The organism is Bradyrhizobium manausense (assembly GCF_018129685.1).
In the GTDB taxonomy this organism is placed as follows: Bacteria; Pseudomonadota; Alphaproteobacteria; order Rhizobiales; family Xanthobacteraceae; genus Bradyrhizobium; species Bradyrhizobium manausense_D.
Genome location: NZ_JAFCLG010000020.1, coordinates 73,774 through 97,666, shown reverse-complemented (window position 1 = coordinate 97,666; position 23,893 = coordinate 73,774). Strand labels below are relative to the sequence as shown.

General features: G+C 64.3%; 26 protein-coding genes. 17 read left to right on the top strand and 9 right to left on the bottom strand.

Features of this window, described 5'->3' with window-relative positions; genetic code table 11:
• Positions 1-119: 119 nt before the first annotated feature.
• Genes JQ621_RS29925 through JQ621_RS29915 form a run of 3 tightly spaced genes read right to left on the bottom strand, consistent with a single transcriptional unit; the run spans position 120 to position 2,704 of the window.
• Positions 120-839, bottom strand: a complete 720-nt coding sequence (locus tag JQ621_RS29925; RefSeq protein ID WP_212240311.1) for a DUF1045 domain-containing protein — start codon at positions 837-839, stop codon at positions 120-122.
• A gap of 18 nt (positions 840-857) precedes the next feature.
• Complete coding sequence (locus JQ621_RS29920) at positions 858-2,051, bottom strand: alpha-D-ribose 1-methylphosphonate 5-triphosphate diphosphatase (protein ID WP_212240309.1); 1,194 nt, start codon at positions 2,049-2,051, stop codon at positions 858-860.
• Positions 2,048-2,704: a transferase hexapeptide repeat family protein gene (locus JQ621_RS29915; RefSeq protein ID WP_212240307.1), complete on the bottom strand. Its 657-nt coding sequence runs from the start codon at positions 2,702-2,704 to the stop codon at positions 2,048-2,050. Before JQ621_RS29915 ends, JQ621_RS29920 begins: the two co-directional genes overlap by 4 nt.
• A 173-nt stretch (positions 2,705-2,877) precedes the next feature.
• Between JQ621_RS29915 and phnC the strand changes: the two genes are divergently transcribed.
• The 4 genes from phnC to phnE (JQ621_RS29895) all read left to right on the top strand — a co-directional run bounded on the left by phnC (position 2,878) and on the right by phnE (JQ621_RS29895) (position 6,474).
• Entirely contained in the window at positions 2,878-3,687 is an 810-nt protein-coding gene (phnC, locus tag JQ621_RS29910; RefSeq protein WP_212240298.1) for a phosphonate ABC transporter ATP-binding protein, read from the top strand.
• A gap of 61 nt (positions 3,688-3,748) precedes the next feature.
• Positions 3,749-4,678, top strand: coding sequence for a phosphonate ABC transporter substrate-binding protein (gene phnD, locus JQ621_RS29905; RefSeq protein ID WP_212240296.1), 930 nt, complete (start codon positions 3,749-3,751; stop codon positions 4,676-4,678).
• A 69-nt stretch (positions 4,679-4,747) separates the two neighbouring features.
• Positions 4,748-5,632 carry a phosphonate ABC transporter, permease protein PhnE gene (phnE, locus tag JQ621_RS29900; RefSeq protein WP_212240294.1) on the top strand — a complete coding sequence of 295 codons (885 nt, stop codon included), beginning with the start codon at positions 4,748-4,750 and terminating at the stop codon, positions 5,630-5,632.
• The gene (gene phnE / locus JQ621_RS29895; RefSeq protein WP_212240292.1) at positions 5,629-6,474 is read left to right on the top strand and encodes a phosphonate ABC transporter, permease protein PhnE; all 846 of its coding nucleotides are present in this window, start codon (positions 5,629-5,631) and stop codon (positions 6,472-6,474) included. Before phnE (JQ621_RS29900) ends, phnE (JQ621_RS29895) begins: the two co-directional genes overlap by 4 nt.
• A gap of 133 nt (positions 6,475-6,607) precedes the next feature.
• On the opposite strand, the gene phnF is transcribed toward phnE (JQ621_RS29895), so the two are convergent.
• Positions 6,608-7,336, bottom strand: coding sequence for a phosphonate metabolism transcriptional regulator PhnF (gene phnF / locus JQ621_RS29890; RefSeq protein ID WP_212240290.1), 729 nt, complete (start codon positions 7,334-7,336; stop codon positions 6,608-6,610).
• 119 nt (positions 7,337-7,455) lie between these two features.
• On the opposite strand from phnF, the gene phnG reads away from it, so the two are divergent.
• The 11 genes from phnG to JQ621_RS29835 all read left to right on the top strand — a co-directional run bounded on the left by phnG (position 7,456) and on the right by JQ621_RS29835 (position 16,158).
• Complete coding sequence (gene phnG, locus JQ621_RS29885; RefSeq protein ID WP_212240289.1) at positions 7,456-7,920, top strand: phosphonate C-P lyase system protein PhnG; 465 nt, start codon at positions 7,456-7,458, stop codon at positions 7,918-7,920.
• 4 nt (positions 7,921-7,924) lie between these two features.
• Complete coding sequence (phnH, locus tag JQ621_RS29880) at positions 7,925-8,533, top strand: phosphonate C-P lyase system protein PhnH (RefSeq protein ID WP_212240287.1); 609 nt, start codon at positions 7,925-7,927, stop codon at positions 8,531-8,533.
• 3 nt (positions 8,534-8,536) lie between these two features.
• Entirely contained in the window at positions 8,537-9,652 is a 1,116-nt protein-coding gene (locus tag JQ621_RS29875) for a carbon-phosphorus lyase complex subunit (protein ID WP_212240285.1), read from the top strand.
• The gene (locus JQ621_RS29870) at positions 9,649-10,545 is read left to right on the top strand and encodes an alpha-D-ribose 1-methylphosphonate 5-phosphate C-P-lyase PhnJ (protein ID WP_212240284.1); all 897 of its coding nucleotides are present in this window, start codon (positions 9,649-9,651) and stop codon (positions 10,543-10,545) included. The genes JQ621_RS29875 and JQ621_RS29870 overlap by 4 nt, the downstream gene beginning before the upstream one ends.
• Positions 10,538-11,329 carry a phosphonate C-P lyase system protein PhnK gene (gene phnK, locus JQ621_RS29865; RefSeq protein ID WP_212240283.1) on the top strand — a complete coding sequence of 264 codons (792 nt, stop codon included), beginning with the start codon at positions 10,538-10,540 and terminating at the stop codon, positions 11,327-11,329. The genes JQ621_RS29870 and phnK overlap by 8 nt, the downstream gene beginning before the upstream one ends.
• A gap of 8 nt (positions 11,330-11,337) precedes the next feature.
• The gene (phnL, locus tag JQ621_RS29860; RefSeq protein ID WP_212240282.1) at positions 11,338-12,036 is read left to right on the top strand and encodes a phosphonate C-P lyase system protein PhnL; all 699 of its coding nucleotides are present in this window, start codon (positions 11,338-11,340) and stop codon (positions 12,034-12,036) included.
• A 12-nt stretch (positions 12,037-12,048) separates the two neighbouring features.
• Positions 12,049-13,206, top strand: coding sequence for an alpha-D-ribose 1-methylphosphonate 5-triphosphate diphosphatase (locus JQ621_RS29855; protein ID WP_212240281.1), 1,158 nt, complete (start codon positions 12,049-12,051; stop codon positions 13,204-13,206).
• Entirely contained in the window at positions 13,203-13,799 is a 597-nt protein-coding gene (phnN, locus tag JQ621_RS29850) for a phosphonate metabolism protein/1,5-bisphosphokinase (PRPP-forming) PhnN (RefSeq protein ID WP_212240280.1), read from the top strand. The genes JQ621_RS29855 and phnN overlap by 4 nt, the downstream gene beginning before the upstream one ends.
• A 21-nt stretch (positions 13,800-13,820) precedes the next feature.
• Positions 13,821-14,432 (top strand): pyridoxamine 5'-phosphate oxidase family protein, encoded by a 612-nt coding sequence (locus tag JQ621_RS29845; RefSeq protein ID WP_212240279.1) that lies wholly within the window; start codon positions 13,821-13,823, stop codon positions 14,430-14,432.
• A gap of 538 nt (positions 14,433-14,970) precedes the next feature.
• A complete protein-coding gene (locus tag JQ621_RS29840) occupies positions 14,971-15,192 on the top strand; it encodes a hypothetical protein (RefSeq protein ID WP_212240277.1) in 222 nt (73 codons plus the stop codon).
• A 12-nt stretch (positions 15,193-15,204) separates the two neighbouring features.
• Positions 15,205-16,158: an aliphatic sulfonate ABC transporter substrate-binding protein gene (locus JQ621_RS29835; protein ID WP_212240275.1), complete on the top strand. Its 954-nt coding sequence runs from the start codon at positions 15,205-15,207 to the stop codon at positions 16,156-16,158.
• On the opposite strand, the gene JQ621_RS29830 is transcribed toward JQ621_RS29835, so the two are convergent.
• The 3 genes from JQ621_RS29830 to JQ621_RS29820 all read right to left on the bottom strand — a co-directional run bounded on the left by JQ621_RS29830 (position 16,155) and on the right by JQ621_RS29820 (position 19,926).
• Positions 16,155-16,937 (bottom strand): alpha/beta fold hydrolase, encoded by a 783-nt coding sequence (locus JQ621_RS29830; protein WP_212240273.1) that lies wholly within the window; start codon positions 16,935-16,937, stop codon positions 16,155-16,157. The two genes, JQ621_RS29835 and JQ621_RS29830, sit on opposite strands and share 4 nt — an antisense overlap.
• 4 nt (positions 16,938-16,941) lie before the next feature.
• Entirely contained in the window at positions 16,942-18,237 is a 1,296-nt protein-coding gene (locus JQ621_RS29825; RefSeq protein WP_212240271.1) for an O-acetylhomoserine aminocarboxypropyltransferase, read from the bottom strand.
• Between the two features lie 138 nt (positions 18,238-18,375).
• Positions 18,376-19,926 carry an outer membrane protein gene (locus tag JQ621_RS29820; protein ID WP_212240266.1) on the bottom strand — a complete coding sequence of 517 codons (1,551 nt, stop codon included), beginning with the start codon at positions 19,924-19,926 and terminating at the stop codon, positions 18,376-18,378.
• A 172-nt stretch (positions 19,927-20,098) separates the two neighbouring features.
• Between JQ621_RS29820 and JQ621_RS29815 the strand changes: the two genes are divergently transcribed.
• Together JQ621_RS29815 and JQ621_RS29810 are read left to right on the top strand one after the other, a co-directional pair.
• Positions 20,099-21,067, top strand: a complete 969-nt coding sequence (locus tag JQ621_RS29815; protein ID WP_212240263.1) for a helix-turn-helix domain-containing protein — start codon at positions 20,099-20,101, stop codon at positions 21,065-21,067.
• A gap of 4 nt (positions 21,068-21,071) precedes the next feature.
• Positions 21,072-22,040: a helix-turn-helix transcriptional regulator gene (locus tag JQ621_RS29810; protein WP_212240262.1), complete on the top strand. Its 969-nt coding sequence runs from the start codon at positions 21,072-21,074 to the stop codon at positions 22,038-22,040.
• A gap of 21 nt (positions 22,041-22,061) precedes the next feature.
• On the opposite strand, the gene JQ621_RS29805 is transcribed toward JQ621_RS29810, so the two are convergent.
• Both JQ621_RS29805 and JQ621_RS36135 read right to left on the bottom strand, forming a co-directional pair.
• The gene (locus JQ621_RS29805) at positions 22,062-22,460 is read right to left on the bottom strand and encodes a hypothetical protein (RefSeq protein WP_212240260.1); all 399 of its coding nucleotides are present in this window, start codon (positions 22,458-22,460) and stop codon (positions 22,062-22,064) included.
• Positions 22,445-23,566, bottom strand: a complete 1,122-nt coding sequence (locus tag JQ621_RS36135; RefSeq protein WP_249125667.1) for a YadA-like family protein — start codon at positions 23,564-23,566, stop codon at positions 22,445-22,447. Before JQ621_RS36135 ends, JQ621_RS29805 begins: the two co-directional genes overlap by 16 nt.
• Positions 23,567-23,893 lie beyond the last annotated feature (327 nt).

The following is a 23,893-nucleotide window of genomic DNA, read 5'->3' as shown; positions in this document are numbered from 1 at the left end:
GCCCTCATTGCTGTCGCCAGGAAGCTGCTGACCATCCTCAACGCCATGCTGCGCGACCGAAAAATCTATAAGGTCGAACCATCAACATAACAGTTGCCGGCCTTCGCCGGGACGACACCTTATATGACGCGCGAGCCCGCCTGACTCACCAGCTTCCACTCGCCGATGATGCGGAAGCGCGCCTTCGCATCATCCTGCCTGAACAGCGCAATGCGATCGATCGCGAGCGTATCGAGGCCAAGCCCTGTAAACCTCGCCCGCAGCATCTGCAGGATCGGCCCGCGCCGCTCCGCATCGAGCCGCCCCGTCAGCGTCATGTGGAAGCGGAATTCCTCCATCACGTAAGGATAGCCCCAGCGATCGAGATAATCGCGCTGCCGCTCGGTGAGCTTCTCGGGCTTGCGCCGCGCGCGATCCTCCGCCGTCAAAGAGGCGCGGAAGGAATCGAAATCGCGGACGCAGTCGGCGGCAAACTGTTGGAGCGCATCGACCGGTTCGGTCGGAATGACCGCGATGAAGCCGCTTATCGAGTCGACCACCGGTCGGATCACCGGGAGCGGCCGCGTTTTGCCGGCGAATGTCGCGCACGCTGCTACGAGTTCGGCTTCGGTCCTGTCTGATGTCAGCGCCATCGGCGCCTTCAGCGTGCCGTGAAAGCCGTATTTGCGAGGATCGGCGGTGATGTCGCGCCAGTCGGCTGCGACATGCAAGGCATCGCCGGGAAAGGGCAGTTCGTCACCGGTGTAGGCATCATAGCCGAGCAGTTCCGCGCCAAATCGCGACAGCGCGTGACCAGCGCCGGCGGCGAAATAAATTGCGTAGCGGGGAAAACCTGTCATTGCCGGAGCATAACCAATTTACGCCGCAACGACAGTCTCGCGCGGGGTCGCCGCGATTGCAGCGAGCCGCGTCGCATCGGCGAGAAGCACGAGCTTGCCGGCGGCGATGACCGCAACCAGCCGCGGCCGCATCGGCACGCTGTCGTCGACGAGCAAAATGTCGGCGCGATGCCCGGCAGCGAGCGTGCCTCGGTCGGTCAGGCCGGCTGCCTGCGCCGGCGCCGACGAGATCAGCTTCCAGGCGTCCGTCAGCGGCAGCACGCGGTCGGCGGCAAGGCGGAATGCGGCGAGCAGCGGCGCCGGATAGTAATAGTCTGAGGCCAGCACCGTGCAGAGCCCCTTGGCGATCATGTCGGAGGCCTTGGTCCAGCCGGTGTGGCTACCGCCGCGCACGACGTTCGGGGCGCCGTAGACAATGGCGTCGCCGTGACTTGCTGCCTCGTGCGCCGTCTCCTCGTTGACCGGAAACTCGGCGAGCCGCACGCCCATGTCGCGAAAATTCCGGCGCATCGCCGGCGTCTGATCGTCATGCGACAGCATCCGCACCTCGGCCGCGCGGGCCGCAGCCGCGATCCGGATGATCGATGCCGGAACACCGGCCGCGCGCGAGACGATCCGTGCGACGAGCTTGTCGAAATCCTCGCTCGGCAGGCCGGTGCGCTCCACCATGCGGTTGCGCTTGCGTGGATTCGAGATGTCGGCAACGACCCCGTCCATATGGTCGTTGAAGGCGAACAGGTCGACGCGGCCCTCGGCGAGCCACCGGCCGATCTCCTCCTCGGCATCCAGATTGTAGGTCTCGTGACGCAGGTGGAAACGGGTATCGGCGGCGAACTGCGGACGCTGCCGTTCGATCGCCTCGAGCAGGCGCCTTGCATTGTCGCCGCTGCGCAGGCCCGGTTCCCACGACCAGGTCGTGGCGTGGAACACGGTGGTGATGCCGTTGCTAATCACTTGGCGGTCGGTGTCGGCCAGCGCGACGTCGATCGGGAAGTCGACGCCGGCGCGCGGCATCATCTGGCGTTCGAAGGCATCGCCGTGAAGGTCGACGATGCCGGGCAGCACCAGCAAATTGCGCGCATCAATCGCCAGCCGCGCGCGGCCACGTGACGCATCGATCTGCCCAATGTCGGTTCCGGATACGGAGAGAGATGTTTCGGCAAGCTCGGAGCCGATCAGGGTCCGGCCACCTTCGATGAATATATCTGTCACGCGACCGCGCTTCGTTTGCTGGCAGAGGAATGTGCCCCTGCTTCGTATGTCGTCAGGAAATCTTCAATCGCGAGCTCGCGGAAATCGGGCAGCGCCGCACGCAATTTGTCGTGATCCCAGTCCCACCATGCCAGCTTTGCAAGCCGCCCGGCAACCTCCTCCGAGAACCGCCGCCGCACGATCCGCGCGGGATTTCCCGCCACGATGGTGTAGGCCGGCACGTCCTTGGTGACGATGGCACCCGCCGCAATCACCGCACCGGTGCCGATATTTCGGCCCGGCAGCACCACTGCGCCATGGCCGATCCAGACGTCATGCCCGATATGGACGTGATGCCGGCGTCGCCATTCGAAGAAGTCGTCGTCGTCGCTCTCGCCCGGGAAGTAGGCGCTGGAGCGGTAGGTGAAATGCGCCTGGGTGGCGCGGTGCATAGGATGATTGCCGGGATTGATACGCGTCATCGCCGCGATCGAGCAGAACTTTCCAATGGTCGCGTAGGTGATCTGCGCGTCGTTGACGACGTAGGAGTAATCGCCCATCGCCACTTCGTGCAGGATGGTGCGCGCGCCAACTTCAGTATAGGCGCCAAGCTTGACCTCGTGCAGCTTCGCCGAAGGATCGATGGTCGGCTCGACCGATAGCAGCTTGGCCATGTTGCATCCGGGCGTTCGAGGGGGAGAGCCCGTCTTCGAGTGGCTTGATGACAATGTCATGACAGCACGATGACGGGGACGAGGTGTGTTGCATTGCCGCACCGACCTGGCAGTGTCACACAAGTGTCAAGCGCCGGGATTAGCGGTGGGAGTCAGCTACTCTGGAGCCCTGCATGCTGGTGGTGGAAGGTCTGACGTGCCGCTTCGGCGCAAAAGCCGCGGTGGACGACGCGTCGTTTCAAATTTCCCCCGGCGGCTTCGTCGGCGTGATCGGGCGCTCCGGCGCCGGCAAGTCGACCCTGCTGCGAACCATCAATCGCTTGGTCACCCCGACGCAGGGCCGGATCCTGTTCGACGGCCTCGACGTCACGGCACTACGCGGCAAGGAGCTGCGGCAGTGGCGGGCGCGATCGGCGATGATCTTCCAGCAATTCAACCTGGTCGGCCGGCTCGACGTGCTGACCAACGTGCTGATGGGGCGGCTGGCCACCATGCCCGCCTGGCGCTCGCTGTCGCAGATCTGGCCCGAGCAGGACAAGGCGCTGGCCATGTCGGCGCTCGAGCAATTCGACATCGCCCCGCTCGCCGCCCAGCGCGCCGACCAGCTCTCCGGCGGTCAGCAACAGCGCGTCGCGATCGCGCGGGCGCTGGTGCAGCAGCCCGACATCATCCTCGCCGACGAGCCGATCGCCTCGCTCGACCCGCGCAACACCAAGATCGTCATGGATGCGCTGCTGCGCATCAACAAGCATTTTGGCATCACCGTTCTCTGCAACCTGCATTCGCTCGATCTGGCGCGCAGCTATTGCGACCGCCTGATCGGCATGGCGCAGGGGCGCGTGGTGTTCGACGGCGCGCCGGCCGCGCTGACCGATCTCGTCGCGCGTGAGCTCTACGATCTCGAAGCCGCCGATGTCATGGGCGGCACACCGGCCCCGGCGCCCGAGGGCGTCCCGGCACTCGGAACGGCCGCCGCGGCCTGAGCCGCGTCGCATCCGTCGTTACCTGTATTTGCGTCCACCGATCCTATCAGATGAGGGCATCATGATCACTCGCAGATTAATTCTCGCCGGCGCAGCCGCGCTGACCTTTGCCGGATCCGCTTCGGCCGAAGACTGGAAGACGAAATATCCGGAAATCACCTTCGCCGCGATTCCGGCCGAGAACGGCTCGGGCGTGACCGAGCGCTATGGCCCCTTCATCAACTATCTGTCGAAGGAACTGGGCGTGAAGGTCACGCTGCGCGTCGCCAATGACTACGCCGCGCTCATCGAAGGTCAGCGTGCCGGCAACATCCACATCGGCTATTACGGCCCTGCCTCCTTCGCACGCGCCCGCCTGACCGGCGTGAAGACCGATGCCTTCGTCATCGACGTCAACTCCGACGGCTCGAAGGGCTACTACTCGGTGTTCTACGTGCTGGCGAAATCGCCATACCAGAAGATCGAGGACCTCAAGGGCAAGAATTTGGGTCTGGTCGATCCGAACTCGACCTCGGGCAACAACATGCCCCGCTTCAAGCTGAACGCGATGGGCATCGATCCCGATTCCTATTTCTCCAAGGTGGTCTTCACCGGCAGCCACGAGAACGCCGTTCTCGCGCTCGCCCAGGGCACCGTCGACGTCGCCGCCAATTGGTGGAATGCGGACGACGACTCCAACCTGACCCGTATGCTCAACAAGGGCATGGTGAAGTCGTCCGACGGCACCGTGATGAAGAAGGAAGACTTCCGCATCATCGTCAAGTCCGACCTCATCATCAACTCGCCCTACGCCTATCTCAGCGACCTGCCCGACGACATGAAGGCCGCGATCAAGAAGGCCTTCCTCGATGCGGCGCAGAAGGATCCCGAGGCGTTCAAGAAGCTCTCCGACGGCAAGAACAAGCCGTGGGAGCCGATCGCCAACGACGATTACAACAAAACCATCGAGCTGATTAAGTTCGTCGACGCTTTGCGCAAGAAGGCGTCCTGATTTCGTCGGGACGACGCTACTCGAGCCGGGTCTCGGACCCGGCTCTTTTCTTGATGGATCCGTATTTCAATGACGGTTGCGGTTTCGATCCTTCCCGAGCAACAGCTCGCAGCCCTCAACGCCGCTTACCGCAAGGCGGTGGCGCGCAGACGCCTGCAGGTGACGGGCGGACTTGCTCTGTTCATCGTCGCGCTGATCGTGGCCGCCGTCGGCGCCGAAGTGAATCTGCGCACCTTCTTCACTTATTTCGGCAACTTCATAAGCTATTTCGACCGCATTTTCACGCTCGACAGCGGCCAGCGGGTCTGGACCGATTTCCGCGAATGGTTCTGGGGCTTGCACAAATGGCTGAAGCTGCTCGGCGAGACCTTGCTGATATCCTATGTCGGCACACTGTCCGGCGCCGTCCTCGCCTTCGCCCTCAATTTCTTTGCGGCTGAAAATACCTCGCCCGCGCCCTGGCTGCGCTTCACGGTGCGGCGCTTGCTCGAATTCGCCCGCACTGTGCCCGGCATCGTCTTCGCGCTGATCTTCGTCATCGCGTTCGGGCTCGGTCCGATGGCGGGCGTGCTCGCGATCGCCATTCACTCCACCGGCGCGCTCGGCAAGCTGTTCTCGGAGATCGTCGAGAACGCCGACATGAAGCCGGTCGAGGGCATCCGCTCCACCGGGGCGAGCTGGATCGCCTGCATGCGCTTTGCGATCCTGCCGCAAGTCTCGGCGGGCTATGCCAGCTACACGTTGCTGCGCTTCGAGATCAACGTGCGCGAGGCCTCGGTGATGGGCTTTGTCGGCGCCGGCGGCATCGGGCAGGAGCTCATCGTCGCGATCCGCAAGTTTTACTACTCCGACGTCAGCGCGATCCTCGTGACCATCATCGTCACGGTCTTCCTGATCGACATCACGACCGGCTGGGTGCGTGGCCGCCTGTTCGGCAAGGAGGCGCGGAATTGAGCAAGCTCCAGGACGTCAACACCGCGGAGCTCCGCGCGCGCTACCCCGATGTCTTCAACCGGCCGGCATCGGCACGCCTGGCGACGCCTGCGATGCTCGTCGCGGCGCTCGCGATATTCGTATTCGGCCTGGTCGATCTCGATTTTTCGCCGTCGCGCTTCGTCTCGGGGCTGAGCCAGCTCGGCTGGATCAGCATGATGATGATCCCGCCCGATCCCGGCTCGTCGCTGCCGCTCTATCTGAAGGCGCTGGGCGAGACGCTGTCGATCGCGCTGCTCGGCACCACGCTCGCAGCCCTGATGGCGCTGCCCATCAGCTTGTTTGCGGCGCGCAATATCGTGCCGGGCATCGTCCGCTTCCCGGTGCGGCGGTTCCTCGATTCGATCCGCGGCGTTGATACGCTGATCTGGGCGCTGGTGTGGATCAACGTGGTCGGGCTCGGTCCGTTCGCCGGGGTGCTCGCCATTGCCGTGTCGGATTTCGGCGCATTCGGAAAGCTCTTTTCGGAGGCGATCGAAGGCGCCGACCAGAAGCAGGTCGAGGGCATCCGTGCCTCGGGCGGCAGCGCGCTGCACGAGATCCGCTTCGGCCTGATGCCGCAGGTGCTGCCGGTCATTGCCGGCCAGGTTCTTTATTTCATCGAATCGAACACGCGCTCGGCTACCATCATCGGAATCGTCGGCGCCGGCGGTATCGGCCTCCAGCTCGCCGAGCAGATCCGCGTGCTTGAATGGCAGAAGGTCTCGTTCCTGATCCTGATGATTCTGGTCGCGGTCGCCGCGATCGATTTCATCTCGGGCAAGCTGCGATTTGCGATTATTGGCAGGCGCGCTGTCGCCTGAACGACGGTGCCGTAGGGTGGGCAAAGCGAAAGCGTGCCCACCACCTCTCTCGAATCATGGAAAGATCGTGGGCACCGCGCAAGAGCGCCTTTGCCCACCCTGCGAGACCGGATTTGTAGAGCGAGGGTTCACCCTACGGCTCCACCAAAAACTCCACCCGCTCGGCCGCAAAGCGCGAATGCTTCGTCACCAGCGGCTTGCCCTCGAGATCGAGGTCAGTGGCGTCGACCACCAGGATCGGTCGTCCCAGCGGCAGGTCGAGCCGTGCGGCGTCGGTCGCATCGACAATGCCGGCGGTGATCCTCGTGGCGCCGCGACGGTAGTCGCGTACGCCGTAATGTTCGAGCAGCTTTGTCATCGAACGCGTCGCGGCGAACACTTCGCCTGCGCCGGGAAATAGCTCCGCCGACAGCCACGTCGTGGAGACGCAGATTGGCGTGCGATCGGCGAGCCTGATAGCCTCGATCCGGACCAGCGGTGCGCCGGTCTTCAATCCGAGTTCTCGCGCAAGCTCGCGGGTCGCGACGTCTTCCGATGCTTCGATCAACCGGCCGTGCGGCTCGCGGCCTTCGGCGCCGACAATCTCGGAGAAGCGCGTGCGCGAGCGCAAGGGATAAGCGAGCTTCTGCGCCTCGACATAGGTTCCGCTGCCGCGCTCGGCACGCACGAGGCCGCGCTCGGCAAGGGCTGCGAGCGCGCGTCGCACAGTGTGCCTGTTGACGCGATAGGTTTCGGCGATCTCCATCTCGCCCGGCAGCTTGTCGCCTGCGGCAAAACGGCCGTCGGCGATGCCGCGCTCGATGCCGTCGGCAACGAGGCGCCACAGCGCGACGCCGGAAGAGGCGGTGTCCTGCATGCTCATGTCGGCGGCGAGCCTAGCCTGAAAATCACACGTTTGTCACGAAACAGTCATGGCGTTTCCTTATCAAGTTGTCTAGTATCATAGACAACTTGGATTCGGCAAGTTCTGAAGACAATCCGGTGGATTCGGTGACCCAGCACAATCAGCAGCAAGTCCAGCGCCAGGCCGCGATGGCCGTGCTGGCGCACGCGGAGGCGGGCGAGATCGCCGCCCGTCTCCGCGCGATCTCCTTGCCTGGCCATCAGGACCTGCGCGAACCGGAGAACGGACTCGTCATGCTGCGCGGCCGGGTCGGCGGCGACGGCGCGCCGTTCAATCTCGGTGAAGCCACCGTGTCGCGCGCGGCGGTGCGGCTTGCGAGCGGCGAAATCGGCTTCGGCTACACGCTTGGGCGCGACGGGCAGAAGGCGCGGCTGATCGCCTTGTGCGACGCACTCGTGCAGTCGCCTGAATTTGGTGCCGCCGTCGAGCGCGACGTAATCGCGCCGTTGCGCGAGCAGCTTATGATCAGGCGCAAGCAGTCGGCGGAAGAGACCGCTGCGACGAAGGTTGATTTCTACACCATGGTGCGCGGTGAGGGGTGAGGCCATGACCACGATTGCGGAACTGCCGCCGGGGTTCGTCGACAAGGTGTTGTCGGCGCAATCGACCTTTCGCTCGGTCATGGACGCGATGGCGCGGCCGGGCGCGGTCCAGCGCATCGTGCCGATGGCGGGAACAGCCGGACCGATGATGCGCGGCATGGCCGCGATCGCGCTGACGTTGTTCGACCACGACACGCCGCTCTGGCTCGATCCGCGGATGGCGGAAAGCACGGACGTCCTGAAATGGCTCAAGTTCCACACCGGCGCGCCGGTGATCCAGGACTCCTCGATCGCTGCCTTCGCGCTGATCAGCGACGGCGTGCTGCTGCCTGATCTCCAGCGTTTCGCGCTCGGCACCAACGAATATCCCGATCGCTCGACCACCGTGATCGTTCAGGTCGAGAGCCTGGACTCGGGGCCGAGTTTCGAACTGCGCGGCCCCGGCATCGACGGCGTCGCAACGCTCCAGGCCTCCGTCAAGCCCTTCGACCTGTTCGAGCTCCTGCGCATCAACGAGACGCTGTTTCCGCGCGGCATCGACGTGGTGCTGGTCGCCGATGACGCCGTGGTCGCGATCCCGCGCACGACCCGCGTTACGAGCCTGGGAGTCTGACGCATGTATGTCGCAGTCAAAGGCGGCGAACGCGCTATCGAGAACGCCCATCGCCTGCTTGCCAACGCCCGGCGCGGTGACCAGGGCGTCGCGGAAGTCTCGCTCGACCAGATCTCGGAACAGCTTGGGCTCGCCGTCGATCGCGTCATGAGCGAAGGCTCGCTCTATGACCGCGAACTCGCGGCGCTGGCGATCAAGCAGGCGCGCGGCGATCTGATCGAGGCGATCTTCCTGGTTCGCGCCTTCCGCGCCACCTTGCCGCGCTTCGGCGCCAGCGAGCCCGTCGACACCGGTGCGATGCGCGTGCGGCGGCGGGTGTCTGCGACCTTCAAGGATATTCCGGGCGGTCAGATCCTCGGGCCGACTTTCGACTACACGCATCGCTTGCTGGATCCGTCGCTCGCCGAAGGCTTCGTGCCGGAGGCGCCGGCGACATCAGAGGCGTCGTCAGCGGCAACCCCGCGCGTGACCGATATTCTCGGCCGCGATGGATTGATCGAGACCTCGCCGCAAGCCGAAGAGGGCGCCAGCGTTGGCGACCTCACCCGCGAGCCGCTGAACTTCCCGGCAGATCGCGATCTGCGCCTGCAAAATCTTGCGCGTGGCGATGAAGGTTTTCTGCTGGCGATGGGCTATTCCACCCAGCGCGGCTATGGCCGCAATCATCCCTTCGTAGGCGAGATCCGCTTCGGCGACGTCGAGGTCGAGTTCGCAGCCGAAGAGGTCGGTTTTGCCGTGCCGCTCGGCTCGATCGAGCTGACGGAGTGCCAGATGGTCAACCAGTTCAAGGGATCGGCGACGGAAGCGCCGTGCTTCACCCGCGGCTATGGCCTTGCCTTTGGCCAGAGCGAGCGCAAGACCATGTCGATGGCGCTGGTCGACCGGGCGCTGCGTGCCCGCGAGCTCGGTGAAGAGGCCCTGGCCCCGGCGCAAGATGAAGAATTCGTGTTGTCTCATTCGGACAACGTCCAGGCGACCGGCTTCGTCGAGCATCTGAAACTGCCGCATTACGTCGACTTCCAGTCCGAGCTCGGCCTGTTGCGCAAGCTCCGGAAGGAGTTTGCCGAAGCCTCAGCCGAGGCCAACGCGCCCGATGCCATGAAGGAGGCCGCGGAATGAACGCGCCCGCCTACAACTTCGCCTATCTCGACGAACAGACCAAGCGGATGATCCGCCGCGCGATCCTCAAGGCGATCGCGATTCCCGGCTATCAAGTGCCGTTTGCCAGCCGCGAAATGCCGATGCCTTACGGCTGGGGCACCGGCGGCGTCCAGGTGACCGCCGCGATCCTGGGGCCGCAGGACGTGCTGAAGGTGATCGACCAGGGTTCTGACGACACCACCAATGCGATCTCGATCCGCAAATTCTTCGCCAAGACCGCCGGCGTCGCCACGACGACGTCCACGATTGATGCGACCGTGATCCAGACCCGTCACCGCATCCCTGAGACGGGGCTGCACGCAAACCAGGTGCTGGTCTATCAGGTGCCGATTCCGGAACCGCTGCGTTTCCTTGAGCCGCGCGAGACCGAGACGCGGCGCATGCATGCGCTTGCCGAATACGGCCTGATGCATGTGAAGCTCTACGAGGACATCGCCCGCTTCGGTCACATCGCCACCGCCTACGCCTATCCGGTGAAGGTCAACGCCCGCTACGTGATGGACCCGTCGCCTACGCCGAAATTCGACAATCCCAAGATGGATAACTGTCCGGCCTTGCAATTGTTCGGCGCGGGCCGCGAGAAGCGCATCTATGCGATCCCGCCCTATACGCAGGTGGTGTCGCTCGATTTCGAGGACCACCCGTTCGAGCCGTATCGTTTCAACGCGCCCTGCGCGCTGTGCGGCGCCGAAAATTCCTACCTCGATGAGATCGTCACCGACGACAAGGGCAGCCGCATGTTCGTCTGCTCGGATACCGACTATTGCGAGGGACGTCAGGCCGCCGGCCATCACGGTGCCATGAGTGCTGCGCCATACAAGGACAAGGCGCAGGGAGAAGCAAATGGCTGATCTTCTGGAAACCGATCAGCCGCTGTTGATTGCCAACGCGCTCAGCAAATCCTATGGCCGTATCGTCGCCTGCCGGGACGTCTCGTTCGCGCTTTATCCCGGCGAAGTGCTGGCGATCGTCGGTGAATCCGGTTCGGGCAAATCGACGCTGTTGCAAATGCTTTCGGGTCAGCTCGCCGCCAGCGGCGGACAGGTGTCCTACCGGATGCGCGACAGCGTTACCCGCGATCTCGCCTCGCTGGGCGAGGCCGAACGGCGCCTCTTGTTCCGCACCGATTGGGGTTTCGTGCATCAGGACCCGGCGCAGGGTCTGCGTATGGCGGTCTCGGCCGGCGCCAATGTCGGCGAGCGGTTGATGGCCGTCGGCTGGAACCATTACGGCCGCATTCGTGAGAGCGCTTCTGACTGGCTTGCCCGCGTCGAGATCGACGTCGCGCGGATCGACGATGCCCCGCGCACCTATTCGGGCGGCATGCGCCAGCGGCTCCAGATCGCACGCAACCTCGTCACCGAGCCGCGGCTCGTGTTCATGGACGAGCCGACCGGCGGGCTTGATGTCTCCGTGCAGGCTCGCTTGCTCGATCTGCTGCGCAATCTCGTCGCCGAACTGCATCTCGCCGTCGTCATCGTCACCCACGATCTCGCGGTCGCGCGCCTGCTTTCCCATCGCGTGATGGTGATGAAGGGCGGCCGCGTCATCGAGACTGGTCTCACCGACCAGGTGCTCGACGATCCTCGCGAGCCTTATACCCAGCTCCTCGTCTCCTCGATTCTGCCGCCATGAGCCTGCCGATGACCGCCATGATCGAAGTCGCCGACGCCAACAAGACCTTTACGATGCATCTGCAGGGCGGCATCGAATTGCCCGTCGTGCGCGGCGTGACCTTTCACGTCGATCCGGGCGAATGCGTCGTGCTGTCGGGACCGTCGGGCGCCGGAAAATCGTCGATCCTGAAGATGATCTTTGGCAATTACCGCTGCGATTCCGGCCGTATCGGGATCCGCCATCGGGGCCAGGTGATCGATCTTGCCACCGCCGAGCCGCGGCAGGTCCTAAACGTTCGCCGCGCGACGATCGGCTATGTCAGCCAGTTCCTCCGCGCGGTGCCGCGTGTTGCAACCATCGACGTCGTCGCCGAGCCGCTGATCGTCAACGGTCTCGGCCGCGCCGATGCGCAGGCGCGTGCCGGCGAGCTGTTGCGTCGGCTCAATATCCCCGAACGGCTGTGGCAGCTTCCGCCTGCGACCTTTTCCGGCGGCGAGCAGCAGCGCGTCAATATTGCGCGCGGCTTCATCTCGGAACTACCAATCCTGCTGCTGGACGAGCCGACCGCCTCGCTCGATGCGGCCAACCGCGCCGTCGTGGTCGAGCTGATTGCCGAGAAGAAGCGTCAGGGCGTCGCCATGGTGGCGATTGTCCATGACGACGAAATCCGCCATCTGATCGCCGACCGCATCGTCGACGTCACCAGCTTTGCCGCCGCGGCCTGAAGGACAAGGAACATGAACGCCAAGCCGAAGGACATCGTGATCGCCAACGCCAGGATCGTGCTGGCTGACCGGGTGATCGAGCAGGGCTGGCTTGCTCTTGCCGATGGACGCATTGCCGAGATCGGTGAGGGCAAGGCACCTACAGGTAGCGAAGATGCCGGTGGCGATCTGATCATGCCCGGCCTGATAGAGCTCCACACCGACCATCTCGAAGCGCATTACGTGCCGCGCCCAAAGGTGTTCTGGAATCCAGTCGCCGCAGTGATCTCCTATGACGGCCAGCTTGCGACCTCAGGCATCACCACCGTGTTCGACTCGCTCCGGGTCTGGCGCGAGGACGGTGCCGAGGAGGTCGATGGCCGCGCCGGCGTGCTTGCCGCCGCGATCACCACCGCGCGTGATTCGAACCTGTTGCGTGCCGACCACTTCCTGCATCTGCGCTGCGAAATCCCGATGCCAAGCGTGGTCGAGGAGGCCAGGGAGCTGATCGACCGTCCCGACGTCAAGCTGATGTCGCTGATGGACCATACCCCTGGCCAGCGCCAGTTCCGTGACGAGGTCAAGCTGCGCGACTATTACCGCGGCAAGGGCGGCGGCAAGACCGATGCCGAGCTCGATGAGCTCTTCGCAAAGCGCTTCGAGTACCAGAAGGCCTATGCCGCGACCAACATGCGCGAGATCGTTGCGCTGGCGCATCAGTACAAGATTCCGCTGGCAAGTCACGACGACACGACCGAGGAGAACGTCGCCGACGCCGTGCGTGACGGCGTTGCGGTGGCGGAATTCCCGACCACGATCGAGGCTGCGCGCGGCCTGCATCAGGCCGGCATCGACATCCTGATGGGCGCGCCGAATGTCGTGCGCGGCGGCTCCCACTCCGGCAACATCGCCGCGGTCGACCTCGCCCGCGAAGGACTGCTCGACATCCTGTCTTCGGACTACATCCCCTCGAGCCTCCTGATGGGCGCGCTGCAACTGCCAGAGCATGCGTCGTCGATCAGCCTGCCGGCGGCGGTTCGCACCGTGACGAAGGCGCCTGCGGACGCGGTCGGCCTCACCGATCGTGGCGAGATCGCGGTCGGCAAGCGTGCGGACCTCATTCGCGTGCATGTGGCCGCCAGCGTTCCCGTTGTCCGCAGCGTCTGGCGCGAAGGAAGCCGCGTCGCATGAGCGAGACGGTCGCGGCGGAGGCAGGGCAGGCGGGCGCGATTGGCCCGGGCCGGCTCGTGCTCGTGGTGGGTCCGAGCGGTGCCGGCAAGGACACGCTGCTGCGGCTGGCGCGGGCAGCGTGTGCCGACGATAACGACGTCGTCTTCCCGCGCCGTGTCGTGACGCGCGCGTCCTCGGCCGACGAGGACAATATTGCGGTCAGTCCGGACGAATTCGCCCGCGGGCGCGATCACGGCGATTTCGCCGTGCATTGGGACGCGCATGGCCATTCCTATGCGCTTCCGCTGGAGATCAACGACGACATCCGCGCCGGGCGCACCGTGGTCGTCAACGTCTCGCGCACGGTGATCAGCGCCTTGCGTCGGGCCTATGCAAACGTCGTCGCGGTCGCGATCACGGCGCCGCCGGACGTGCTGGCTCAGCGTCTTGCCGCGCGTGCGCGCAACAGCGATGGCAATATCGCCGACCGGCTCGCGCGTCATGTCGATGACGCATCGGCCAATGCCGATGTCACCATCCTCAACGCCGGCAGCGCGGATTATCACGGCCGCCAGCTCGTGCGTGTAATCCGCAATGAAGGCTGGCGCGAGTAACCGGCAGAGCAGGAGCGTGGAATGACGGTGATCAGGACGGTCGAACAGCTCGAAGCCATCTACGGCGCCATCAACGACGCCTCGACCGTGAAAGTCGCCGACCATGTCACTCCGCTCTACCGCATCTTCATCGAGAAGGCACCGTTCGCTGCGCTTGCCACCATCGGGCCCGAGGGCATCGACTGCTCGCCCCGCGGGGATCTTCCCGGCTTTGTCCGTATTCACGACTCCAAGACGCTGATGTTGCCCGATCGCCGCGGCAACAACCGCGTCGATTCCCTGCGTAACATCGTCCGCGACCCGCGTGTGTCGCTGATGTTTCTGATCCCTGGTTCCGGCAATGCGGTCCGCGCCAACGGCCGCGCGCATCTCTCCGTCGATCCCGACCTGCTCGTCTCGTTCAAGGTCGAGGGCAAGGCGCCGCGCAGCGTCATGGTGATGAACGTCGACGAGATCTATTTTCAATGCGCCCGTGCGATCGTCCGCTCCGACCTGTGGAATCCCGACAAGCGCATCGACCCGAAGACGTTGCCGACGCCCGGCCAGATCCTCGCCGAGATGAGCCAGAACAAGGTCGGCGGCGCGGAGTATGATCGCATCTGGCCTGAGCGCGCTGCGGCCACGATGTGGTGAGGGGCTCCTTACCCTCTCCCCCTGCGGGAGAAGGTGGCTCGCCGCTATAGCGGCGAGACGGGTGAGGGGTAGCTATCCCCACGAGCTGTCGTGCAAGCGGAGAGATAACCCTCATCCGGCGCCATAGCCGAAGCTTCGCTTCGGCGTTCATAAGAACGGCGGCCGAAAGGCCACCTACGCCACCTTCTCCCGCAAGGGGAGAAGGGAAGAGGAGATCGTTGCGCGAGATGAATCCGCCTCTCATTGCTTGCGGCGGGAGAAGCGGCAAAGCGCGTCGCTGCCAAATATGGATAGCCATTTCATTGACCAAAGGCGCTGAACGCTCGATATTCGAAGCATCGAAACTGCTCCTCGAGCTCGAAGCCGCACCATGGGAATCGACCACCAGCGCAATCAGAACGACATGCATGCGTGCATGACGCGGCGCTGTTTCTCCGCGGCAACGGGCGCCTGTTGTTGTTGCTGATCGTCTCCTAACAGCAACTCGATCCGCAAAATCCCAAGACAGGAACGCCGAGACTTCGGCGAACGAGCAGTCATGACTCAAACCCCGTCCAACGCCTACATCATCGAAATCAATGACCGCGCCGCTGGAATCGTCACCCGTGATGAGCGTGGCTTCCGCTTCTTCTCCTGCGAGCGCCTGTTCGATGGCCTCGAAGGCCGCCAGTTCCGCTCCGCGCGCGAAGTCGAGCGCGCGGCCCGCGCGGTGTTCTCCGAGCGCCGCCGGCGTGCCAATTCCCCGAACTTCGCCAACTGAAAGGATCGCACCATGATTGCACGACGACACCTTCTCACCGCAGCGCTGCTGCTCGCGACCAGCCTCGCTGCACCCGCCTACGCCGAGGACAAGCCGACGGAGATCCGGATCGGGACGCAGAAGGGTGGTTTCTTCCCCGCCGTTCGCCAGCGCCAGACGCTCGAAAATGCCTTCAGGCCGCTTGGGATCGAGGTCAAGTGGATCGACTTCCAGTTCGGTCCGCCGCTGCTGGAGGCCATCAATGTCGGCAGTGTCGATTTCGGCTACGTCGGTGATGCCCCGCCGATCTTCGCGCAAGCCGGCAGTGCCAGGATCCGCTATGTCGCCGCGGTGAAATCGGACGGCAAGACCCAGGCAATCATCGTGCCGAAGGATTCGTCGATCAAGACGCTGACCGATCTCAAGGGCAAGCGCGTCGCCTTCGGCAAGGGATCGAGCGCGCATAATCTGCTTGTCGCGGCGCTCGAGAAGGCCGGCCTGTCCTGGTCCGATATCACCCCGGCGCCGCTCGCGCCCGCCGATGCGACGGCGGCCTTCGTGAAGGGATCGGTCGACGCCTGGTCGATCTGGGATCCGTATCTGGCGCTGGCCGAGTTGAAGGAAAACGCCCGCGTCCTCGTCTTCGACAAGGACGTGCACAAGCCCAACGCCTTCTACATTGCCAATTCGGATTTCGTGGAAAAATATCCTTTGCTGGTCGCGAGGCTCAACACGACCTTCGCGTCAGAAGGCGTATGGGCCAACGAACACCATGAGGACGTCGCCAAGGCGCAAGCCGACGCGACCGGCGTCGATATCGAGGCCGTCAGGCGTTTCGTGGATCGCTCCAACTTCCGCGTGGTGCCGCTCGATGCCGAGGTGATCGCAACTCAGCAGGCCGTGGCCGACCGCTTCGCAAAGCTCGGCCTGATCCCGAAGCCGGTCAACGTGTCCGACATCGTCTGGAAGTGGACGCCGGGCTCCTAACCCCTTAGCGCCGCCAGCAACTCGTCCGGGCGTTCGGCCATGATCATGTGGCCCGCGCCCGGCACGATGACCGTCTTCGCATGCGGAATTGCCGCCGCAAGCGCCTTGCCGGCCTTCACCGGCGTCATCATGTCCCGCTCGCCGAGGATGAGCGTCGTCGGCACCTTGACGCTCGCCGCCGCAGTCAGCGCGTTCGCATAGGCATTGCAAGCGGACAAATCCCTGAACAGCACGCCCGGCTCGCAAGCCTGAAGCACGGCCTGCGCGCCGCCATGCATCCACAGGCCCGGCGCGAAGCTGCCGCCGAGCTCGGCGTTGAAGCCGAGGCCCCAGATCGAGACCATGTCATTTGCATCCTGCGAGTTGGCTTCCGCTGCCTTCAGCAGATCCGGGCCGACGGTCATGGTCGCCGCAGTGCCGATCAGGCTCAGCGCCGACACCTTGCCCGGGTGACGCGCCGCAGTCTCCAGCGAGATCAGCGAGCCCATGGAATGGCCGATCAGGTGCGCCTTGGCAGCGCCAGCCGCATCGAGCAGCGCCGCCGTCCAGTCGGCCATCTCGGCGATACTTCCGAACGAAGGCCCGGGCGAGCGACCGTGACCAGGCAGATCGGGCGCCAGCACGCCAAAGCCGTGATGGGCAAACCAGCGCGTATGCAGCGCCCAGGTCGAATGATCGAAGCCGGCGCCATGGAGGAAGACGACCGTGGGGAGGGACCCATCGAATTCGCGGCCGCCGGTTGCGACAAACACATCAGATCCGTTGACGGAAAGGTTCATCGTCTCAGACCTTTTGCGAGATGCGCAATGCCTGCGCGAGATCGTCGATGATATCGCTGGCCGTCTCGATGCCGACCGAGAGCCGCACCAGCTCCTCGCCGATGCCGGCGGCCTTGAGCTGCTCGGCATCCATCTGCTGATGCGTGGTCGAGGCGGGGTGGATCACCAGCGTCTTGGCGTCGCCGACATTGGCAAGATGGCTGATCAGACGCAGCGACTCGATGAATTTGCGCCCGGCAGGCCGACCCCCCTTGATACCGAAGGAGACGATCGATCCGGCACCGCGCGGCAGCAGCGTCTTCGCAAGCTGGTAGTCGGGGTGGTTCTCAAGCGAGGGATGCAGCACCCAGTCGACGGCCTTGTTGGCCTTCAGCGCCTCCAGCACGAGGTACGTGTTCTGCATGTGCCGGTCCATCCGCACGCCCAGCGTCTCGACGCCCTGGAGCAGCTGGAACGCATTGGTCGGCGAGAGACACGCGCCGAAATCGCGCAGGCCCTCGGTGCGAGCGCGCATGATAAAGGCGGCGGTGCCGAACTGCTCGTCGAAGACGATACCGTGATAACCGCCATAGGGCTCGGTCAGCACACCGAACTTGCCGGAGCCGCGCCAGTCGAAGCGGCCGCCGTCGACAATGGCGCCGCCGATCGCGATGCCATGGCCGCCGATCCATTTGGTCGCCGAATGCATCACGATATCGGCGCCCCGCTCGATCGGCCGGCTCAGATAGGGCGTCGCGAAGGTGTTGTCGATCAGCAGGGGAATTCTCGCCGCATGCGCGATGGCGGCGACCTTCGGGATATCGAGCACTTCGAGCCCGGGATTGCCGATGGTCTCGCCGATCACCAGCCTGGTGTTCGGCTTGATCGCGTTCCGGAACGCCTCGTGATCGCGCGGCTTGACGAAACTCGTTGTGATGCCGAAGCGCGGCAGCGTGTGCGCCAAGAGATTGATGGTGCCGCCATAGAGCGAGCTCGACGCCACGATGTGGTCGCCGGCGTTGAGTAACGTCGCGATGGCGAGATGCAGCGCGGCCATGCCGCTTGCGGTGCAGATCGCTCCGACGCCGCCCTCCAGCGCCGCGAGCCGCTCCTCCAGCACGCCGGTGGTCGGATTGGAGATGCGCGTATAGATGTGGCCGGCGCGCTCCAGGTTGAACAGCGCCGCCGCATGGTCGGAATCCTGAAACACGTAGGACGTGGTCTGGTAGATCGGCACCGCCCGCGCCCCGGTCGCGGGATCCGGATGCTGGCCCGCATGCAGGCTCAGGGTCTCGAAGGCGGGCGGCTTGGGTGCGGGCATGCGTGGCCTCGTTGGTCGGTCGGCACGAGGCGTCGTTGTGCCACAAAACGAGGTGCCGCGTCAGCCCGTTGACAACGGCCTTGGGATCGTCCGTGCGGGGCGGCTTGGCGATCAATACTTCGCCGTCGCCGGCGCGCCTCAGTTGAAGCGATAGACCAGCGAGGTGCTGATGGTCTGGGTCCACGGCTTGAAGGCGACGGCGTTGCCGGTCGGCGTGCCGGCGGGCCCGAAGAAAGCAAAAGCGGCGTTGGTTTCGGGCGCCGTGGCGCGATCGTAATAAGCCGCGCGATACTCGGTCTTCATGAACCAGCCCTTCGCCGCCACGCCAAGGATGTTCACGCTGTTCTCGACGCCGCCGCCGACAAACCAGCCGTCCCGATGAAAGGATGGGGTGGTAAAAAAGACCACGCGGCCTCCACCGCCGGCCGAGAGGTTCAAATAACTTGCCCCGGACCAGTCCGACCCCGAGTAACCCGCGTTCACGTAGGAGAGCACGTTTGGCGCAACCAGATAACCAAGCCTTGCACCGGCGGCGTAACTGGTGCGCAATTTCTCCTGTCCTTCGAACGTGCTGAAGAAGATCGCAGGGTCGGTGATTGAGCCGTGGATGTTGCCGAACTGGCCGTCCGCAAACAGGCCCGCCACCCATTTGCTGCCGAATTGCCAGTCGTAACCGGCACCGACCGTGCCGAACCATCCACTGCCGCCAAGCCGTTGATCGCGGGACAGCGGAGCAAGGCCCGGGACCGTGACGATACTACTGTCTGCGGCCCATAGCCCGCCGCCACCGCCGCCAAACAAATAGACGCCACTCCAATTGGTCGCCATCACAGGGGAAGGTGCCTTGGTGTAGGTCGGGGCCGCCGCCATGGGCCGATCAGAGTTGAATCGGTAGACCAGTGAGGTACTGATCGTCTGGACCCAGGGCTTGAACGTATCGGCGGTCGTCGTTGGCGATCCAGTCGGTCCGAGCATACCAGCGAGGGAAATGGTTCCCGGCAGAATGGCCCGATCATAGTAGGCGGCGCGATATTCAGTCTTCATGAACCAGCCGGGCGTAGCGAGCCCGAAGAGATCGAGACTATTCTCGACGCCACCGCCGACGAACCAGCCGTCTCGATGGAATGAAGGCGTAGCGAATAAGTTCCCGGGAACGATGCCCGTGGGCAACGATGAATACTCCGCTCCGGACCATTCAGAACGCGAGTAGCCGGCGTTGACGTAAGACAGCACGTTCGGCGCCACCAGATAGCCGAGCCGCGCGCCCGCAGCCCAACTCGTGCGCATCGTTTCGCGCCCCTCGGTCGTCAAGCCTAAGAACGTGAGCGGATCGGCGATCGAACCGCGAATCTTGCCGAGCTGCGCATCAGCGAAGGCGCCCGCGACCCAGTTTGTGTTGAACTGCCAATCGTAGCCGAGTCCCACCGTCCCGAACCAGCCGCTGCCGCCGAGCCGCTGATCGTGCGAGAACGCGGTGCCGTCGGGAAAGCCCGGTCTACCGGATGCGACGACATTGCTCTCCGCATTCCACAGCCCGCCGCCGGCGCCGCCGAAGACATAGAAGCCAGTCCAGTTGATCCCGTGGGCCGCGGGGGCCGGTGATGGAGTCTTAACGGGAAGATCTGCCGCAAAAGCGGGCAGTCCGATGAGTGCCGTCATGCCAGCGGCAACCACAAACGTCGTCTTCATCAAGGCCCCAACACATTCCAGATTGCATTACGCCATTGATAGCTGCCGCGCTGATTTACGCTTGGGCTAAACGGCACAACGCACGGACTACGCGGCGCTCAACTTGCAATTTGAACGGTTGTTGCTGTTGTGCGACAAATTGCTCTGCGCGTCGCGCGTGTTGGAAGCCGCCATGGAAGTCGATGATTACGAGTTGCTGCAACTTCATGTTTCTTCGGAGCCCTTTGCCCAGCGCGGCGAGCTCGATGCCTTTCGCGAGGTGTGGGGCCGCAAGATGCTGCGTTACGAGCTAGAGCCGATGGATGGCCATCCCCTGCATTTCGAAGTCGCTCTGCGCTCGCTGCCCGACTTCACGATGGCCACCGGATCGCGATCGCCGATGCGCACGCGCCGCACCGAGGAGCACATCGATCACGACGATTTCTTCCTCGTCGTGTTTACGAGCGGGGCGGCCGAGCTGAACGAGTGCGGTCGCGTGGCGGCCATTCGCGAGGGTGAAGCCGTGTTGTCGTCGAACGGCTCGCCCGCGAGCTTCGTGATTCCGACGCGGTCCCGCACCCTCAGCTATCGCTTGAGCCGCGCGCTGTTGCGGCCCCACGTTCGCAATCTCGACGATCTGACTGCGCGCCCGATTCCGCGGGAGAGCCAGTTGCTCCGCCTGCTGGTGGGCTATTCTGGTGCTCTGAACGATCAGAGCGCGCTCGCGACGGCCGGGCTTCGTCGTGCGGTGAGCGCCCATATGCACGATCTCGCTGCGCTGCTGCTCGGCGGCAAGGCTGAGCCGCCCCTGAACGAGGGGTTGCAGGCCGCCCGGCTCAAGGCGATCAAGGACGACGTGCTGCGGAGGCTCGCGCAGAGCGATCTGTCGGTCGACGAGATTGCCGCGAGCCAGCAGATCTCCGAGCGCTACATACGCAAGCTGTTTGCATCTTCAGGCACGACCTTCTCCGATTTCGTGCGCGAGGCGCGCCTCGACTGCGCCCATCGCATTCTGACCGATCCTGCGCAGATGCAGCGCCCGATCAATGCGATCGCCTATGAGAGCGGCTTCGGCGATCTCTCTTATTTCAACCGCGCCTTTCGCCAGCGCTACGGCATGACGCCGTCGGAAGTGCGCGGTCTCGCGCGGCAGAGCGGCTGATCCGATGCAAGCCAACGATCACGAGTTGTTGCTGTTTCGCGTCTCATCGGCTCCCTATGAGAAGAGCGGAGAGCTCAATGCATTTCGGGAAGCTTATGGTCGCACGATATTGCGCTTCGACATCGGAGCCCTCGATGGACACCCCCTGCAATTTGATTTCGTGCTTCGCTCGCTGCCGGACCTGGCGGTGGCGAGCGGGTCGCGATCGCCGATGCACATTTGGCGTTCCGAGGAGCTCATCGACAACGACGATATTATTCTTGTCGTCGTAACGCGCGGTGCAGGTGAACTGGGTCAGCATGGTCGCGTGGCGGCCATGCACGACGGCGGAGCCGCGCTGATGGAGAACGGGGCGCCTGCAAGCTTCCTGGTGCCGACGTCGTCTCACACCATCACCTATCGCTTTCGCCGCAATCTGCTTCGACCTCACATACCGAATCTTGACGATCTCCTGATCCGCCCCATCGCAGGAGGCAGCCAGGCGCTCCGTCTCCTGGTCGGCTATTCCCGCGTTCTGAACGATCAAAGCGCACTTGCAACGGCGGAGCTTCGCCGGACCGTCACGACGCACATGCACGACCTCGCCGTCCTGCTGCTCGGCGGCAAGGCCGAGGCACCTCTCGCCGGTGGACTCCGCGCGGCACGGCTGAAGGCGATGAAGGATGACATTCTACAGAGGATAGCGCGAAGCTCTTTCTCCGTTGGCGAGATCGCTCGAAGCCACCAGATCTCGGAGCGCTACATCCGCAAGCTCTTTGCCGAGGAAGGCACGAGTTTCACCGATTTCGTGCGGCAGGCGCGGCTCGCCCGTGCCCACCAGATGCTCACCGATCCTTCCCAGCGTTTCCGGCCGATCAATGCCATCGCCTATGAGAACGGCTTCAGCGATCTGTCTTATTTCAACCGCGCGTTTCGCCAGCGTTACGGCATGACGCCGTCGGAAGCGCGTGAGATGGCGCGACAGAAGGACTGATTCGGCGCGTTGTTTTCTCGATCAATGCGGCGCGGCGGCAGGTTTCGCCACCGGTGCCGCAGCGGGCGCGGCGATCCTGAAGCAACTGATCGATCCGATCACGTTCGCTCCATATTGGACGAAGCCGTCCTGTGTCGGCGGCGAGTGGGCCGCGCTGATCGGCAGATAGAGGTAGCACGCGGTGCCGTCGGCCGGATCGCGCCAGCGCTGGATCAGCGTGTCCTGCAAGGGTCCCGCGAACTGCCGCTCGAGCTGCATGCGCGGCAGATTGGCCCATTGGCCGGACGGCTGCGGCGCGGGTTGCGCCGGCTGGGCCGGAGCGGGTTGCGCTTGCTGCGCGATGGCCGGGCTGGCCGCCATCGTCACGGCGATGATCGCGAGGCCTGACAGCCGCGACCACATCCTCAGTTCAACGTCCATGAGCTACCGATCGAGGCGCCGTATTGGTTGACCTGCGGTGTGGCGGTGAACGACGCGTTGACGCGCCATTGGCTGCTGATGGCATAGCCGAGACCGGAGGCTAGTGCGCTCTGGCCCTTGAAATGGCCGACCGCGGCGGCGACCGAGAGCTTGCCGGGGCGAGGATCGTATTGCAGGGCGCTGGAAGCCAGCGCCAGCGCGATGCCGGCGCGCGCCTCGGTCAGATTGGTGTCGATCTGGTTTTGCAGCCCGGCCGTCCATCCGCTCGCGAGGCTGTTGAGCTGCGACATATTCACGGCATCGGTCGGCGCGATGCCGGCCGCGACATTGGTCAGCCGCCGTTCGTTGCCGGTCGAGCCGAACGAGACCGTGTTCGGCGCGGACGCGACCGAGCCACGGCCGATCGCGACGGAATTGGCCGCGCTCGCCTGCGCGCCGTTGCCGATCGCGATGGCGTTGGTGCCGCTGGCGAAGGCGGCGTTGCCGGCGCCCGTATTGCTGTTGCCGCCAATGGCGATGGAGTTCGCGCCCGACGCCTGGGTATTGCCCCCGAGCGCGGTGGAGTAGTCGCCGCTGGCATTTGCAGCAGCGCCGAAAGCGCCCGAAGCGTTGCCGGTCGCGCTGCTACCGGCGCCATAGGCCGAGCTGGACGTGCCTGCGGCCACGCTGTTGACACCTATGGCCGCACTATTTGTGCCGCTCGCAACACTGACGGTCCCTGCTGCGATACTGTTGTCTCCCGAGGCGGTCGCGTTGTTGCCGGTTGCGATGCTGTTGCTCCCCGAGGCGGTGGAGCTGTTACCCGCGGCAATGCTGGAGATTCCGCTGGCAACGCTGCCGGCTCCTGCGGCAAGGCTGGCATTGCCGGAGGCAACGCTGGACGCACCAAACGCCGCACTACCGTCGCCACTTGCAGTAGTTCGGAAGCCTACCGCGGTGCTGGCAACGCTGCCCCCGATCGCTGTCGAGCCGGCCCCGATGGCCGACGAACCGCCACCGCTGGCAGAAGCGTTGGTGCCGCAAGCCGTATTGCTAATAGAGCCGAAATCGTTCCCCGCCGGACTCGGGCCCGTGCCGCCGTTGCTGCACTCGACGGCGTGCGCCATCGACGAGGCGAGAAGTGAAACGGTCAGGATCGAGCAGGCGATCAACAGCGACACGGCTCGCTTGCGAACCGACGACGCGTTGGAGGTGGTTTGGCTAAGAAAGATGCAGGCTCGCGCCAGGCTCATTAGCTTTTCTCCAGTTCGTCCTTGAAACGAGACGATGACTCGTCGATCGGTTGCGGGACGTTCGGCTCAATTTGCCAAGTGGAAGGCGTGTCCGCTTGGGCGCGGCGGCACACCGCGCGGGCTCCGCGGCACTCGCAGCCGATATCGAGTCTTTGTTGCCGTCTCGCCACAGATCGAGTCCGTGTTGCGTCCATTAGCATT